This is a genomic window from Deltaproteobacteria bacterium, assembly GCA_016208165.1.
Taxonomy (GTDB): domain Bacteria; phylum Desulfobacterota; class Desulfarculia; order JACQYL01; family JACQYL01; genus JACQYL01.
Map to the genome: position 1 here is coordinate 45,612 of JACQYL010000066.1, position 16,340 is coordinate 61,951.

The following is a 16,340-nucleotide window of genomic DNA, read 5'->3' on the forward strand; positions in this document are numbered from 1 at the left end:
AGTTAAAATTGCATGTTCGTTCTTGCCTGAGGTCAAGACGATCAAGGGTGATGGTGCGACTACAACAAAGCCTAAGGCTCCTGTCAAGCTTTGGATGCACGTATGCGAGAAATTGTAACCATCGGGAAAATTTCCCCGGACTTCCTTGGTTGCGTTCCTTCCCCGTTCAGGCGCGAAAGATAGCCTCTGTCAGCCGGCTCGCCTTGTATCCGCCGCCTCCCCGCAAGGCTGATTCAAGAGCTGAGACCGAGGTGTCACTCCGGTGCAAAGCTTCACCGGAAACTTGCCCCGCGCTCAAGAATAGTCTACATTGCACGATCGGGTTGTCGGTCCCGGTCGGTTATGCCTCCGCGGAGGCGCGGAACGTTTTACTACCGGGCCCCATTGTGAATCAATTTAGAAGGAAGACCTTCTGTGACGGAACGCGTACTTAATCCGGCGTATGGAGTTTTGTGCTGTCTTATGGCGATCGCTCTAGCCACCTGCGCCATAGAACCCCAACGACCGGTCGCCAAAGAGACGGCCGCCCGGAAGCTGGACCCGCGCGAATGGCCGTCGTTCACCGACGACATGGACACTCCCTCTCTTCTCAGGGCGATCAAAAACAGTCTTGACTATTACCAAGGCGCGCCCCAAGGTACTGTCTTTCAATTCGGACAAGACGCGTATCCGGTCGAGCACATGCGGGAATCCAATCGGAGGCTGCTGGAGTGCCTGACCGCGGACGGGACTGGGGACAAGTTTCGCCGGCTGATTCGAGAACAGTATAACGTGTATCAGGCCGTAGGAGTCCGTGGCGACGGGGACATGTTGTTTACCGGGTACTACGAACCGGTTGTGGATGTGGACAAGGTTCATTCCGACGGCTATCCCTTCCCGATCCATTTAGCTCCCCCCGACCGGATTAAACCGGGTGGACGTGTTCTTTATGCAGGTACAGGGCTCGGGCGTGATCCGTTATCCGGACGGCTCCCATGTTCGTTTGGGCTACGCCGGCGGGAACGGTCATCCGTACGTCAGCATCGGCAAGGTTCTCATCGAAGAAGGGCTCCTGGAGCGAGAAGAGATGTCCATGGGCGCCATCCGTTCTTACTTTGATTCGCATCCCGAGGAAATCGATCGTATATTGTCACAGAACCCGAGCTACGTATTTTTCCGTGTCGTCGAAGGCGGCCCCTTCGGCAACATCGCCGTTGAGCTCACCTCGGGCCGTTCCATAGCCACGGATGCAAGACTGTTTCCAAAAGGCGCTTTTGCATATATACGATCTCAGAAGCCGGTCCTGGGATCCGGGAAGGCTCCGGAGCAGTGGGTCGAGTATGGACGCTTTGTGTGTAACCAGGACACAGGTGGAGCCATCAGGGGGCCCGGCCGGGTGGACGTGTTTTGAGGAGGCGGTCCCTAGTGAGCTATTTCGATCAGGCCATCCGGGAGAACCCGGAATTTGGAGCCGCTTACCACGACCGGGGTGTCGCCTATCAGAAAATGGGCGAAATGGAGAAGGCAATCCGGGATTTTGATGAGGCCATTCGGATCAGCGATCAAAACGTGAGCGCCTATTATAACCGAGGCGTCTGCTATACCATCACACGTGTGTATAAGCGCGCCATAGCGGATTTTCAAAAGGTCATCGAGCTCGCGCCGGAGGATCCTCGAGCCTACAACAACCTGGCATGGATCTACGCGGTTTCGAACGTCAAGAAATTCAGAAACCCGGAATTGGCCGTCGAGAACGCCCGGAAAGCCGTCGAGCTGACGAAGGGGGGTTACGCCGCTTACGTGGACACATTGGCCGAGTCGTATTACGCTGCGGGAGACATCGAAAATGCCCAGGTGTGGGCGGAGAAGGCGATCTCCCTCGAACCGCAAAACAAGACCTACAAGGACCACCTCGAGAGGTTCCGAAAGCCGCCCGAACAGTGAAACGGTGATTTCGTCATTTCTAAACAGGCAGCGGTCGCGCCATCCGGACGAAAAGGGAATTCCGGCGATCGGAGGAGACGGACTTGTCGACTGTCGTAACGGCTAGAACAGACTCAATTGCTTGGAATATTTGGCGCGATCTTCTGCATCGAAAATCCGGATCTTTCCGAAAACGCCGTCATAACCAGGGGATATATGCAACCTGCCGTCACGCACGCGCAGGATGGCCTCAGCAATGAGTTCGGAACCGTGTTCTCGCAGGAGCGGCAGAGACGTTTCCAGGAGGATGTGCAACTCGGGACCCAGTCGGTTCAGCAAGTCCATGTAGAGGCGTTGCACCGGTTGGGTGTTCACTCCTTTTTCCATGACCTCGGACAACACTTCAATCACTGGAACGATATGTTTGCAGACCGGGCTTCCCGACGGCCGGTATCCCGCGGGACGATCCGCCAATTCGGCGACCCGATGCATGACTCCAACCGTAACTTTCGCGTTGCAATCCGGACACAGATATCGACTTTGTATCGTTTCCTCCGGGCTCATGCTTCTGCCGCACGGGCGATGGCCGTCGTAGTGATACTTGCCTTCCTGAGGATACATGTCCAGCGTCCCGGACAGCCCTCTTCGGGTGTGCAAAGCCCTCGCGATTCCGGCGAAGGATACTTCGCAATCGAACAGGTTGGCATTGCGTCCCAATTTGGACGGGGAATGAGCGTCCGAATTGGACACCAATGCGAAACCGTCTAAACCGGATATCCGCCAATTCATAGGTGGATCCGATGAAAGCCCCGTTTCGATGGCGAAGATGTGGCCGGTCAAATCCCCATAGCAATCCTCGACCGAGTTGAAACCGGACTTGGCGCCCAACACGCTGAAATGGGGCGTCCAGGCGTGTGCCGGAATAAACAGGATTTCGGGCGACACTTCGAGCGCCAGTTCCACAAGATCCCGGCTGTCCAATCCCAAAATGGGTCTGCCATCGGATCGGATGTTCCCTATTCGGTCGAGCTTTGCGTTCAGTCTTGAAGCGGTGTCTACATCGGGCAGCAGCAGCAGATGGTGCACTTTTCGGACCTTGCCGTTTTTCTTGTAGATCGTGCTGATCTCCGCCGAGAGTACGAAACGGACCTCCGATCGGCAGCTCTGCGGCACACCGTTCCTTTTAGAAAAATCGTAATCGGGGGAAAGAGCAAACAGCCCGTTGCCCGTTGGGACCAATTGCTCCTGTATCTCCTGGAACCATTTGGGGTGCGTGCAATCCCCGGTGGCGAGGACCTGTATCCCTTTGAGCTGCGCCCAGTGGTGAATGTGGGGCAGGTCCATGTCCTTGCTCGTGGCAACGGAAAATCGGGAATGCACATGCAGATCGGCGATAAACTTCATTCAGGTCCGCCCGTGGGTGAGATGAGCAGACCTTAGGGAAGTCGATGCTGCTTGTCAAGGACTACCCCCACTCTATCCCCGGCTTCTGATTTCGGAACGCCGAGCGGTCTCGACAATTCGAGGGCGCCGTGCACTTCGAGACGACGACGACGGGAAGGAGACGCCGCCCATGAAAGGGTAATCAGGGAAAAGGACTTCATCCGATCTCCGTCAGGAGCTTCGTCTCGACAAAAGTGTGTCAAATTAAACACGGCGGCCGCACCAGTTGTGGCATTTTCCCAACATATGCCATGATACGAACGCGGGTCTCTTCCCCGATCGAGGGAATTCCCTAACAAATATATAAGCATAAATCCTATTCAAGTTTGGATGTGACTCCTGGCCCGATATTTGCTATTAGATGATTCCAAGGAAAGAGGAGAAGAGAGTTTGACTACATGGCAGCAGCGAACGATTCGTAGAGAAATCGGGTGCACCGGTGTAGGGCTTCATACCGGAGAGCGGATTGCATTGAAACTCAAACCGGCGGATCCCGATTCGGGCATCCGTTTCGTACGGGCTGACCTGGATTCCCGGCCCGAGATTCCGGCGTGCCTCGAGTGCGTTGCGGATACTCGATTGGCGACCACGTTGGCGGAAGGCGGAAACCGCATTTCCACCGTCGAGCATCTGTTGGCGGCTCTTAGAGGCATGGGTGTCGACAATGCGACCGTCGATGTCGACGGTCCCGAAGTACCTATTATGGACGGCAGCGCAGGTCCGTTTGTCGCGCTCATCAGCGACGCCGGCGTCCGGGAACAGAACTGTCCGAGAAACTTCATTATTATCGAAAAACCCATTTCCGTTCATGATGGTGAGAAATCCGTGGCGATCGCCCCGTCAAACGGATTCGAGATCAAATACACCATCGACTTTGATCATCCGCTTTTGAGACGCCAGTCTCTTTCCATGAGTATTTCAAAGCGCACCTTCCAGAAAAAAATTTGCAGGGCGCGTACGTTTGGTTTCCTGAAGGAAGTTGAATACCTGTGGAACAACGGTTTGGCTCTCGGCGGCTCCCTGGAAAATGCGGTGGTGATCGACGATTCCAGGATTCTGAACGAAGGCGGGCTACGATATCCCGACGAATTTGTTCGCCACAAGATTCTTGACTTCATTGGGGACGTGTCCTTGCTGGGCTTGCCCCTCTTGGGCGCGTGCACGGTTTACAAATCCGGACATGCGTTGAATCACAGTCTGATCCGCCGACTCTGCGACAGTCCGACCCATTACCGCGTGGGCCGGCTGGACGAGATCATCCCGGGAATGGATCGGTCCGCACCGCAGCGCCTGTTTCCTCTGGTACGGCCTGCCGCAGCCTGATCTTCGCTTCCTGCCGCGGTTTCCCTTCAAACATAAGACTTGAATTTTTTCATGGTCTGGCCTACAACTATGTCTGTTTCTTAACCGGCAGACTCCCGCCTCCAACGGGTCGAGCTCCGTATGCGCGCATACGAGACGGCAAGTTTTTCCACCAACTGGGGTACGCTCTGTTGAATGGCCGGGCGAGTGGAGATGCAGCCTCTTTACCTTGGCCGAATCACCTGAAACAAACATATTTTCATGGTCCAATTGATCGCCTCAGACAGAAAGAGTCCGCCAGGCTCGTGGATTGCCTTCGCGATTCTTGCAGTCCTTATTTTCGTATTTGGACCCGACCTTTCCCATGCCGAGAACGCCACCATCGACGATGTTCTGATCACACCGGCCGGAGAGCATCTTCTTCTCTACTGTCGCGCTAGAAACTGCTTCACCGAAGAGATGAACCGGGCCATCCTCAGCGGAATTCAGACAACATTTACCTTCCGTGTTCAGTTTTACAAAGAGACGCGCTTATGGTTCGACGAGGAATTGGCCGATCTTCATATTGATCATACGATCAAATACAACTCACTGAAAAGGCAGTTCGTGGTGACGATAGGTGACGGCCGTTCCGGGAACGAAAATATCACTCTCCGGGAGTTCTATAAAGCAAAAGCCCTCCTCACCGAACTCAACGGCATCCAGCTTGCCCCATTGACCGGCCTGGACCCGGAAGCAACTTACCGACTGCGGGTAAAAGCCGAACTCAACAAGGTTCGCTTACCTTTCTATCTCCACTATGTCCTTTTTTTTGTTTCTCTATGGGATTTCGAAACGGAGTGGCACGAAATCGAACTCACCTACGAGGGAAATCCTTTGTAGCTCGGGCGGAAGATCGCCATGAAATCCGATAAAAGCGTCCCTATTGACAAAGAGACTCGCAAGCGCCGCAGGGAGAGGGTCGCCATCCTTGTCGTTCTGATTGCCTTGGTGGTGGTCACCTACATCGAGGTCCATTCCGATGAATACGGGATGGGTCTCCCCCTCTGGAACAGTGTACTGTTTTTCGCTCTGGTCAACATCAACACCACGCTACTGCTCCTGCTCATATTCCTGGTCGTGCGCAATCTGGTCAAATTGCTCTTCGAACGGAAGCAGGGCATACTGGGAGCCAAGCTGAGAACGCGGTTGGTGGTTGCGTTCACCGGCTTGTCGCTGATCCCCACCATTCTTCTGTTTTTTCTATCCCTGCAATTCATCTCATCGAGCATCGAGCGCTGGTTCAGTCTGAACGTCGAGCATTCCCTGCAGAACGCTCTGGATCTGGGTACAAGCTACTATCAGGATATGACGGATGAAGTTCTGCATCTCGGGAAGATAGCAGCCCAAAGGATAGAGAAGGAGGAGGCTTCTTCCGGAGGGCCGACGGTTGAGACCGTTCTGTCCGAAGAAATGGACAGAGCCAACCTCGCTTTCCTCTCTTTCTATTCCCTTCCCCGGAAAACTTGGATCACCGCCGGGAATCAATACGATTGGTTTTCGCCGACCGCACCTTTTTTCGCAGAGCCGTTTCGAAAGGCTCTTGTTAACGGTGAATCCGAAATCTCCGTCCTTTCCCGAAAGGATGGAGATTGGCTGGTGGCCTTTGTGCCCTTGAGTTCAAAAGATGAAACGGGCGCGGACAGGACCGTCGTTATCGCGGCTAGAAATATCTCCTCCGATCTGATCGAAAAAATGGAGCACGTTTCGGCCGGCTACGAGAGCTACAAGCAAGCGCTGCTACTAAAAAATCCGATCAAGACCACACATTACATCATCCTCTCGATGGTGACTCTCATTATCCTGTTTTTTGCCACCTGGTACGGGTTCTATCTGTCGCGAGAGCTGACGGATCCGATTCAGAAACTGGCGGAGGCCACCAACCGTGTCGCTCTCGGAGACTACGACGTCGAGATCGACATCGAGTCCCGGGACGAAATCGGCACCCTTGTTCGCTCTTTCAATCAAATGGCGCAGGACTTGATGAAGAATAAGCGACAGTTGGACAGCACCAACCAGCAGCTTGTGCGCCGGAACCTCGAGATCGAGCAGCGAAGACAGTATATGGAAGTCCTGTTGAAGAACGTCGCGGCGGGCGTCATAGCCGTGGACGCCCAGGGACGTATCACGACGGTCAACAAATCCGCCGAGAGGATGCTGAGCATACGCGCGGATAAGCTCCTGAATCGCCACATCGACTATTTCATTCGCCCTCCCTACGGGGACGTTATCCAGGGATTCCTTGACGAGCTTGAGTTACTCAAAGTGGACTCATTGGAGAAGCAGGTCAAGATCCCCATAGGTTCCAGCACCCTGTCGCTGCTCGTCAAAATCAATCAATTGAAGGATGAAGACGATCAATACATGGGAATGGTCGTTGTGCTGGACGATCTATCCGAGATGGAAAAGGCGCAACGTATTATAGCATGGAGAGAAGTCGCCCGGAGGATTGCTCACGAAATCAAGAACCCACTCACTCCAATCCAGTTGTGCGCCCAACGTCTGCAGAAGCGGTACGGGGATCGATTCCAGGATGACGGCCAGGTGTTTAAAGATTGTACATCCACCATTGTTCAGCAGGTAAAAGAGCTGAAGAGGCTGGTGAACGAATTCTCGACATTTGCCCGCATGCCCGCGGCCAACCCCATGCCCAACGATCTGAATGAGATTATCGAAGAAACCCTGCCCTTGTATAAAGAGTCTCATAAGCGAATTGCATTCAGTTACGAGAGGAACAAAGCTGTGCCCCTGTGCAATGTGGACAAGGAGCAAATGAAGCGGGTGCTCGTGAACCTTCTGGACAATGCCGTTAGCGTTGTGGAGGCCGATGAGGGAGAAGTGCTGATATCAGCGGATTACGATCCGGTCCTGAAGCTCGCACGCATCGAGATTGCAGACAACGGCCCCGGCATTCCTGCAGAGGATCGACCGAGACTGTTCGAACCGTACTTTTCGACGAAGAAATCCGGGACAGGCCTGGGTCTGGCCATTGTGAACACCATTATCCAAGATCATGACGGGTATATTCGCGTGCGTGACAACAAGCCGAAAGGGACCCGTTTTGTAATCGAACTCCCCGTAAGGAGATGACGTGGAAGCGCCGGAAAGCATTCTCCTGGTGGATGACGAAATCAGCATATTGCAGTCGCTGAGCGGTATTCTTGAAGATGAAGGGTACGAAGTCCTGACCGCTCAATCGGGAGAGGACGCTCTGCGACTTCTCGACCAAGCGGACATAGACCTGTTCATCCTTGATATCTGGCTTCCGAAAATGGACGGTATCGAACTGCTTGAACGGATCAGGACGAGGAACGCCTTGATACCGGTTGTCATGATAAGCGGTCACGGCAGCATAGAAACAGCGGTGAAGGCGACCCGACTGGGGGCGTTTGATTATCTCGAGAAACCGCTCTCCCTGGAAAAGGTTCTGGTAACGGTCAATAATGCCTTACGCTACGGGAGGTTATCCAGGGAAAATCAATTGCTGAAGTCGAAAACGGCGCAGGTACGCCAAATCAACGGCAACAGTATCCCAATTCGAAAGCTTACCGAGCAGATACGCATTGTCGCACCAACCCAGGCGAGCGTTTTGATCACCGGTGAAAACGGCACGGGAAAGGAGCTCGTAGCCCACTCGATTCACCGGCTCAGCGATCGCGCATCGAGACCTCTTATCGAAGTCAATTGTGCCGCAATTCCGGAGGAACTCATCGAAAGCGAACTATTCGGACATGAAAAAGGCGCTTTTACCGGCGCAACTGAACAAAAAAAAGGCAAATTCGATCTGGCTCACGAAGGAACACTTTTCCTGGACGAGATCGGGGATATGAGCCTAAAAACCCAGTCGAAGATACTCCGCATACTGCAGGAGAGGCGCTTCGAACGGGTGGGCGGCGCCAAGACCATCATGGTGGATGTACGGGTCCTGGCAGCCACAAACAAGGATCTGGAGAAGGAAATCCGGGAAGGACAATTTCGTCAAGATCTATACTACCGCCTCAATGTGATTCCGATTCACGTACCCCCCCTTCGCGATCGAACCGAAGATATACAGGTGCTGGCCAGGGAGTTTCTCCGCGAATACGCACTCGGTTCAGGGTCGCGCCCCAAGAAGCTCACCTCACGAGGAATCGATCTTCTGACCCACTATGGATGGCCGGGAAATGTGAGGGAACTTAAGAATCTGATGGAACGCGTCGCTATCTTATCCCCGGATGAAGTGATCAGTGATGATCTGTTGGAAAGGTTCATCCGGAAGGGCGACTCCTATCCTCCCGAGAAGACAAGTCTGGATGCGCCGACCTTGAAGGAAGCACGACAGGAGTTCGAACGGGCCTACATAGCCAGAAGGCTGGCGGAGCACGGGGGGAATGTTTCTCAGACGGCTGCAGCCATTGGTATTGAGCGGAGCCATCTGCACAAAAAAATGAAGGCCCTCGGGCTGACGGAAACCTCCTGATCTGCGCTTCCGGTTGCCTCGCTTCCCGCGTGGCATTTCCCTTGATCCCATAGAAACGAGCCTGGCAGCGAGTCTACCGTCGCGCCTCCGACCTTCCGTCTGTACACCGAAACACTTGTTGGGGCGACCTTAAGAATCATTATGAAGGTAGATCTTTCAGGCGGGTGCGCAGGTTTTCCGATTTCGATTCACGCGGGAGACCACTGAACCCGGTTCAAGGCTTCACTGTGAGCACGTAGTGTGATATGAGGAGCCCACTGTGCCGTTCATATTCGACGATGCACTTGCAGCACATACGATGGAATAGGAGAATGATCGATGACTACAACAGCGACGCCCCTCATTCTGGCAACCTATAATACGGGAAAAACTAGAGAAATCAGATCGATCCTGAAAAACTACCCTGTGATTATACGCGATCTGAGTGATTTTGGGGTCATCCCTTCGGTGGAAGAAGACGGCGCCACTTTCGAAGACAACGCGTTCAAGAAAGCGTCATTCACGGCAAAGGTACTGGGCCTTCCAACATTGGCCGACGATTCCGGCCTTGTGGTCCCCGCCTTGAACGGCGCCCCGGGGATCTATTCCGCCCGTTACGCCGGCCCCGGCGCTTCGGATGCGGACAACAATCAAAAGCTTCTCCGGGAAATGCAGGGAATCGAGGATCGTTCCGCCGTTTTCGAGTGTGTCCTGGCGCTGGCCGTTCCTACCGGACCGGCGCTGATCTACGAGGGTCGGTGCGAAGGCTTGATCCTCGAGGAATTAAGGGGTTCGGGGGGATTCGGATACGATCCGTTGTTTTTCTACCCGCCTCTAGGTAAAACCTTTGCGGAACTGAGCGGCGAAGAGAAGAACGAGGTGAGTCACAGGGGGCGGGCATTACGGGAATTAGCTCGAGAATTCGATAAGGTGTTGATCTGGTTGCGGCACCGTCTCGAAGAAGCTCCCATCAAGTGGGCGTAACTGCCCGATGGTGTGATTCCTCGAGATTCACGCGAGGCTCCGAGCAGTGAAATTCTCCCGGATTTCAAGCCCCTGGCTTGCCGAACGATTACGTAGAGGACCATTCGGAATACCCTCCGACCCATAGCCCGGTAGGCGTTCAGCCGTCTTCGCGTGCAAACATGAAAAGTCCTTGACTTAGCGCACAACTTTAAGGAAGTCTTCGTTTGAAAACATGCATCGAGCAAGAGCGAGATCGCATTCTCGGATGGAGCCGAAAAGGGGCGGTGATTGACCTCCGACGGCTGTCTCCGCTTGTCCGGGATCTCTACGACAACGGATTCACCTGTTCGGGCTCAAGAAGGCCTGCGTTTTTCCCCTCCCCTGAAGACCCCGGCAGCCTTTTTTGAAAGCGATCCCGGCTGCCTGGAGCGATACTGTGAACACTTCATAATACCAGATCAAAAGGATCTGGGAGAGGAGCGTACATGGAAGTGGCTAAAGTATGGTTTATGGATGCACGTGCACGGCGTTTCCTGGAATCAACGGCCATCAAGGGCGATCAGCTTCTGGTGCAGTCGGGCTTTCTCGACAACATCCGCAAGGGCGATCTTGTAGCTGTGAAGACTCACATGGGAGAAGCCTATAACGTCGGGTATCTCAGACCCATCATTGTAAGAACTCTGGTCGATACCATCAAGTCCAGGGGCGCCCGGCCTTTCGTTACAGACACCACAACAATGCCCTACCACCCCTGGATCAGCCGGACTTTGGCCCTCGACCACCTGGAGACGGCCAACAGAAACGGGTTCAACGAAGCATCCATGGGCTGTCCGGTGATTATCGCGGACGGCTGGCTCGGAACGGACGACGTTATCGTGGAATTGGACGGCCGTGGCTCCTATCTCTCCAAACAGTTTGTGGCCCGTGCGATCGCGGATTCCGATGCAATCGTGTCCGTTGCCCATTTCAAGGGGCATCCGGCCGGCGGATACGGCGCCGCCATTAAAAACATCGGTGTGGGGTGCGCGTCGAAACGCGGAAAGATGAATCTTCACGGCGCGTTGGCGGGCGACAAGCCGGTCCTCCATCCTGAACGATGTCCGGGCAGAGACTGCGACTGGTGGGAGACCTGTCAGGACTGCTGCCCCGAAGGAGCGATCACGATCACGGAAGCCGGCTACGACATCGACCAGGACGCTTGTGTCTACTGCTTTGCCTGCGCCAACCTTTGTGTGAACATGGCCGGCCGAAACGGCATCCAACGATTCGACCATTTGCCCGCTCTCGGGAGACGCATCGCCGACTCGGCTCTGGCCGTGGTCTCCACAAAAGAGCAGGGTAAATCCTTCTTCCTGAATTACGCCGTGGACATCACTCCGATCTGCGACTGTTATGGGTGGACCGATACGCCGATCGTCAACGGCCTGGGCGTGCTCGCCTCTTTCGACCCCGTGGCCGTGGACAAGGCATGCATGGACCTCATGAACGCGGCGCCCGGTTTGGTCAACTCGGCGGCTGAAGAGGCAGGAGCTCTGGCGCCCGGACAACGGAAACTGAACATGATCCGGGATAAGGACGTCGAAGTGCAGATCTACGGAGGAGTACAAAACGGCCTGGGCACGGACCGGTATGAACTTGAAGAAGTGGAACTTGATCGGAGCCAGGAGACCATAAATCGCTACTATCCGGAGGTTCCGGCCCGGAGGCTTAAGCCCATGTATGCCCGCCAGCATCCACTGGCCGGTTTGGACACGGCCTCGTTCGGGCGACCGACCGAAGGCGTTACTTCGCCCAGGTATCCCAGGAAGTAACCATCACGGGAAACGATGTCCGGTTCGGAATGGCTTGATTCCTAAGAATCTCAATTTCCCGGGACGATCGGACCGTCGATCCGTTTTGATTGTTTCTCGCGAGAAAGCGGCTGGGGATCTTGCTTTAGCAGAAGAGGGAGTAGAATGGCAGGACCCAGCAGTCTTTTCGCTGGAGATTCGGTCAGCGTGATATAGCCCGGCTTGGTCACGATGTCCGACCCCGAGGGTCCGTTCACTGTGAGCGCCACCGTGTACTGGCCGGCCGCCGTGTACGTGTGCAGCGGGTTCTGCGCGGAACTCGTTCCGCCGTCTCCGAATGTCCAAAACCAGGAAGTCACGGCGTCCGTTGTTAGATCCGTGAAGTTGACCGTGAGCGGGGCCGCACCCTGGGTTGCATTTGCCGTGAAGTCGGCGACCAGGCCGGTTGTCACGGTATATAGCACGGGCCGGTAGTTCTCCAATGCGCAACGTAAACGCCGCGCCTGTTCGGGAGTGTAGTTGGTCATACAGGTGTCGTCGGTGTAGTCCATGTAGTTGTGGATGGGGTCCGGGCTGTTGCAGGTCACACTCGCCGAAGGGCAGCCGAAGACGGGCGATTGTTCACTGTTGGTGTCACAGATCAGGTCACCGCTGGAGTAGCAGCCGGGGGGAGTTGCCGTTTGACAACCACCTTCAAACGTATGTTCAAGTCCCAAATAATGACCCACTTCGTGCGTCGTGGTTCTACCCTGGTCGTAAGGGGGATTTCCGCTGTCTCGTCCAAAGGCGGAGTATAGAATGACCACTCCATCCCACACCGATCCGGCATCCGACTGCGGTAGATAAGCGTACCCGAGATACCCGCCGGCCGAGTTTGTGTATATGTTCAGATAGCGCGACCGATCCCAACCCAGGGCGCTTTTAAACCCATATTCGTCATTGTCTTGGAACCAGTTGTCGTTGGTAGTCCGGGTAATGCCGGAAGTGGGATTTCCGGATGGATCCACCGAAGCAAGACGAAAGCGTACTCCGCTTATCGTTCCGTTTTCTCCAGGCGTTCCTAAAATCGCCATAAAGTCTTCGTTGAGGATGTCTATCTGACTCTGAACACGGCTATCCGAAATATTCCCCACGCCGTCGCTTCGTATGATGATATGAACCACGACCGGGATCTCGTAGATCTGGGCTGGTGCATAGTCATCAAGATTAGCGGACTGGTTGGCGCCGCAATCAGAGGGACCTCCATCGGGTTCAAAACGAACAGACGGCGACACCGTGCCGCAGCGTCGCCCCGACTGTTTGAACGCATCTGAACTGAAGTAGTGAGAGAAGCCGGCGTAGGTAGAGCCGTCGACCGTCAACCGGCCGTCCTGATGAATCGTCCACCCTCTCGCATGCGCTTGGGAAAAGGAAACCAATAGGAAAATCACAGCCGCCGCTGCAAACCAACATCCAATTGCTGTTCGTTTCATCATTGCTCGTTTTCGCCCCGGAACCTCGCCGCGCATCTCCCTTCCGTGAGACCCGATAGGAAAACGACGGCAGCCGCCTCCAGGAGGGATTTAAGCTTCGGCGTCGGAGTTCCGATTTCTTTGCCCCAAAACCTGTGCGTTGGGACGGGGTTTTCAGTTGGCATATAAGACCGATACGACGGAATGAACGATTAATCGCCTTGTGAAGTATTATCGGAAGAAGTTCTGATTTCTTGAGCGTCTGGTCACTTGAAATACCATTTCGGTCCGACTTGCCCTTGGGAGGGTCCCGACCGATGACTAAAGAGGGGTGAAGCGGGGAAGGAGAAAAAGGCGCTTTTCGCGCAAATGAGAAAACCACGGGATGCATCTCGAACGTCGGAGTAATCCGCAAACTTCTGCGTCACTTCCGAGCCTGCAGTATTAAATCTTGGGTCCGGATTCGCTGCTACGCTTCACCTAGACGATTCAGTAGTTCTTCAGCCTGGGAAAAACCGGGGTTCAGCTTGACGGCAATGGAGAGAGATTTTGCTGCGCTCTTCTTGTCCTTTCCTTCAAGAAAAGCCACGCCGAGATTGTAGTACAGATTCTCATCGTTCGGGGAAATCTTGAGGGCTTGTTGGTAGTTGAGGATGGCTTCTTTAACTTTTCCTTGCTTCCTGTAGGCGATTCCCAATCGGTTGTATACGTCACGCATGGAGGGATTGAGGCTCAACGCATTTCCAAACGCTTCTTCGGCCTCTGCATGGAGGCCTGCCTCCATATATGCTTCGCCGATGGCCTTCGCCAGGGTCGCATCCTCAGGAAAAAGCTTTCGGGCCTGGGTCAACACCTCTTTGGCTTCGCCGATACGTCCTGATTTCAGAAGATCTTTTCCCAGTTCCATCTGGCGTTCCTGGTTTATCGGACTCAGCGCCACGGCTTCCTCGAGGGCTTTCATCGCTTCCTCATTCTTTCCGACGGCCTTGAAGACCCGATGCAGTCCCTCGAAGCCTTTGACGTATTTTGAGGATAATTCAACCGATTTCTTCATTGAACGGATGGCGCTCTTGTAGTCTTTATTCTTTTCGTGGGCCAAACCCAAATGATAGTGAGATCTGGGACTGAGGGAATCCACCATCAGCGCTTTCTTGAACTCTGCGATGGCTTGATTGGTATTTCCCGAGTTCAAATGAGCCAGACCCGTTTTGATATGCATTTCGATGGGGGTTGGTTTCTCTTTTCGCTCCAGTATCTTGGTCAGCTTTTCGATCAGGGTCTGGGCCTTGAAGGGTTTAATAATGTAGCCGTCAACCTCGCCTTCCAGGGCCTGCATCACGGTTTTTTCATCCACTTCGGCCGTAATCATAAGGAACGGAGTGTCTCGGGTCGCATCATGGTTCCGCATCCATTGAAGGACCTGTACCCCTTTCATTTTAGGCATGTTCCAATCACAGACAACGATGTCAACACCGCCCTCCTCCATCTTGGCCAATGCGTCTGTTCCGTCCGGAGCTTCCACTACATGCTGGAAGCCGTGGGATTTGAGCATGTTGACGATCATTTTGCGCATGTTGAGGTGATCGTCCACCACCAGCACCCGTAAGTCTTTCCATTTCATAGGGAATCCCGATTCACCCGCAAGTTAATGAGAACAAAAAAACGACGCTGACCTCGTGGTCCGGCGCCCAGCCGTACCACCGCTTCAAGCCCGAGATCTCACAAACGGCCACGAGTCTGGAGTTCGCCGGACACAGGCAGAGTAAAACTGAAGGTCGTGCCTTCTCCCTCTCTGCTGGAAAACCAGATGGTTCCCCCGTGAGCTTCCACAGCCATTTTGCAGAAATTCAAACCGAGTCCTGTGCTGTTCCGATGGTCCGAATCATCCGACGCCGGAGCAAACTTTTGAAACACAAGATGCCGGTAGCTTTCCGGTATGCCGAGGCCCGTATCACGAACATCAAAACGCATTATACCACCTTCTCTCAGGGAAGACACCATGATGGCGATTTCTCCCCCTGCCGGGGTGGCATTGATCGAATTGGTCAACAGGTTCTGCAGAATCCTCTCCAGCAGCACCCGATCCGCCTTGACTCGATCCCGTCCCTGAACGCCTATGCGCGCCCTCAACCCGCCGAGGCGCAGGAGCGTCTTGAACTTGGAAACTATTTTGCCTATCACCTCCTCCGGATCAAGGCTCGCAGGGTTCAACTGCAACCGTCCTTCCTCCATCCGGCTTAAGTCCAGCAGGTTCATAATCATTCGGAGCAGGTCTTCACATCCGGATTCAGCCATCTCTATGGATTCCAGTTGCCGCTCGGACAACGGTTCCAATTTTGCGAGATCGAGGTTGCCTATCACCTCACCGACCGGCCCTTTCATGTCGTGAACCACCATCTGGATGAGATCCTTCTTGAGCTTTTCGAGTCGGATCAACTCGTTGTGGGCTTCCTCGAGTCGCGTCTTTTCGAGAAGCAATTCGTCTTGCGTCCTTCTAAGGTCCGCTGTTCGTCTCTGAACCTCCTCCTCCAGGAAATCACCATGCAGTCGCGCCTTCTCCTCGAGGCGTTTCAGGGGCGTGACGTCACGATACACCACAACCGCCTGCTCGGGAGGACCATACTCGCTCGCTACGGGCGAAACGCTCACCTCCAGACAGTATGTATCCCCAACTGCATCTTTCTTTTCTATATACTTCCGAATCGGCCGACCCGTCTCGAAAAAGGATCGGGCGAGGCAACCTTCCTCGGAACAAATGCCGAAAGGGTTTCCAAAGAGGCAGGTCGACTCGCTACATCGGCGTCCAATGACCTCTCTTGGATGAGCGTTTAACCGGGAAGCAAAGGCTTTGTTAACGGCAATAACTCGAAGGCCGCGGTCCACAGTGAATACCGGCTCCAAAATGGAATCGATCAGATCCCTGAGCTTATCACGGCTTTCCAGTAAGATCGAAGTCAGGTTCTTGTCGGATTGCGTCATCACACCTACTGCCGGACGATCGGAACCAAA

12 protein-coding genes are annotated in these 16,340 nt (G+C 54.3%); 8 read left to right on the plus strand and 4 right to left on the minus strand.

What is annotated here, in order from left to right:
- The first annotated feature begins 928 nt into the window (after positions 1 to 928).
- Complete coding sequence (locus HY788_14260) at positions 929 to 1,390, plus strand: MltA domain-containing protein (GenBank protein MBI4775308.1); 462 nt, start codon at positions 929 to 931, stop codon at positions 1,388 to 1,390.
- Between the two features lie 14 nt (positions 1,391 to 1,404).
- Positions 1,405 to 1,923, plus strand: coding sequence for a tetratricopeptide repeat protein (locus HY788_14265; GenBank protein MBI4775309.1), 519 nt, complete (start codon positions 1,405 to 1,407; stop codon positions 1,921 to 1,923).
- 102 nt (positions 1,924 to 2,025) lie between these two features.
- Here HY788_14265 and HY788_14270 read toward each other — a convergent pair whose 3' ends face one another.
- Positions 2,026 to 3,306: a DNA helicase UvrD gene (locus HY788_14270; protein ID MBI4775310.1), complete on the minus strand. Its 1,281-nt coding sequence runs from the start codon at positions 3,304 to 3,306 to the stop codon at positions 2,026 to 2,028.
- 429 nt (positions 3,307 to 3,735) lie between these two features.
- Here HY788_14270 and HY788_14275 point away from each other — a divergent pair, with 429 nt between their 5' ends.
- The 6 genes from HY788_14275 to HY788_14300 all read left to right on the plus strand — a co-directional run bounded on the left by HY788_14275 (position 3,736) and on the right by HY788_14300 (position 11,901).
- Positions 3,736 to 4,668 (plus strand): UDP-3-O-acyl-N-acetylglucosamine deacetylase, encoded by a 933-nt coding sequence (locus tag HY788_14275; GenBank protein MBI4775311.1) that lies wholly within the window; start codon positions 3,736 to 3,738, stop codon positions 4,666 to 4,668.
- Positions 4,669 to 4,908: 240 nt separating this feature from the next.
- Entirely contained in the window at positions 4,909 to 5,529 is a 621-nt protein-coding gene (locus HY788_14280) for a DUF4390 domain-containing protein (GenBank protein MBI4775312.1), read from the plus strand.
- 18 nt (positions 5,530 to 5,547) lie between these two features.
- A complete protein-coding gene (locus tag HY788_14285; protein ID MBI4775313.1) occupies positions 5,548 to 7,776 on the plus strand; it encodes a HAMP domain-containing protein in 2,229 nt (742 codons plus the stop codon).
- Position 7,777: 1 nt separating this feature from the next.
- Positions 7,778 to 9,145, plus strand: coding sequence for a sigma-54-dependent Fis family transcriptional regulator (locus HY788_14290; protein MBI4775314.1), 1,368 nt, complete (start codon positions 7,778 to 7,780; stop codon positions 9,143 to 9,145).
- A gap of 318 nt (positions 9,146 to 9,463) precedes the next feature.
- Positions 9,464 to 10,108, plus strand: coding sequence for an XTP/dITP diphosphatase (locus tag HY788_14295; GenBank protein MBI4775315.1), 645 nt, complete (start codon positions 9,464 to 9,466; stop codon positions 10,106 to 10,108).
- 467 nt (positions 10,109 to 10,575) lie between these two features.
- Entirely contained in the window at positions 10,576 to 11,901 is a 1,326-nt protein-coding gene (locus HY788_14300; protein MBI4775316.1) for a DUF362 domain-containing protein, read from the plus strand.
- A gap of 50 nt (positions 11,902 to 11,951) precedes the next feature.
- On the opposite strand, the gene HY788_14305 is transcribed toward HY788_14300, so the two are convergent.
- The 3 genes from HY788_14305 to HY788_14315 all read right to left on the minus strand — a co-directional run bounded on the left by HY788_14305 (position 11,952) and on the right by HY788_14315 (position 16,310).
- Positions 11,952 to 13,355, minus strand: a complete 1,404-nt coding sequence (locus HY788_14305; GenBank protein ID MBI4775317.1) for a PKD domain-containing protein — start codon at positions 13,353 to 13,355, stop codon at positions 11,952 to 11,954.
- A gap of 445 nt (positions 13,356 to 13,800) precedes the next feature.
- On the minus strand, positions 13,801 to 14,952 hold the full coding sequence (locus HY788_14310; GenBank protein MBI4775318.1) for a tetratricopeptide repeat protein: 1,152 nt from the start codon (positions 14,950 to 14,952) through the stop codon (positions 13,801 to 13,803).
- A gap of 98 nt (positions 14,953 to 15,050) precedes the next feature.
- Positions 15,051 to 16,310, minus strand: a complete 1,260-nt coding sequence (locus HY788_14315; GenBank protein ID MBI4775319.1) for a PAS domain-containing sensor histidine kinase — start codon at positions 16,308 to 16,310, stop codon at positions 15,051 to 15,053.
- Positions 16,311 to 16,340: the final 30 nt, after the last annotated feature.

Bases quoted from the DNA above. Each gene is read 5' to 3' on its own strand.
- HY788_14315 (MBI4775319.1), bottom strand. From the start codon at position 16,310: ATGACGCAATCCGACAAGAACCTGACTTCGATCTTACTGGAAAGCCGT.
- HY788_14300 (MBI4775316.1), top strand. From the start codon at position 10,576: ATGGAAGTGGCTAAAGTATGGTTTATGGATGCACGTGCACGGCGTTTC.
- HY788_14305 (MBI4775317.1), bottom strand. From the start codon at position 13,355: ATGATGAAACGAACAGCAATTGGATGTTGGTTTGCAGCGGCGGCTGTG.
- HY788_14285 (MBI4775313.1), top strand. From the start codon at position 5,548: ATGAAATCCGATAAAAGCGTCCCTATTGACAAAGAGACTCGCAAGCGC.
- HY788_14310 (MBI4775318.1), bottom strand. From the start codon at position 14,952: ATGAAATGGAAAGACTTACGGGTGCTGGTGGTGGACGATCACCTCAAC.
- HY788_14295 (MBI4775315.1), top strand. From the start codon at position 9,464: ATGACTACAACAGCGACGCCCCTCATTCTGGCAACCTATAATACGGGA.
- HY788_14280 (MBI4775312.1), top strand. From the start codon at position 4,909: ATGGTCCAATTGATCGCCTCAGACAGAAAGAGTCCGCCAGGCTCGTGG.
- HY788_14270 (MBI4775310.1), bottom strand. From the start codon at position 3,306: ATGAAGTTTATCGCCGATCTGCATGTGCATTCCCGATTTTCCGTTGCC.
- HY788_14260 (MBI4775308.1), top strand. From the start codon at position 929: ATGCAGGTACAGGGCTCGGGCGTGATCCGTTATCCGGACGGCTCCCAT.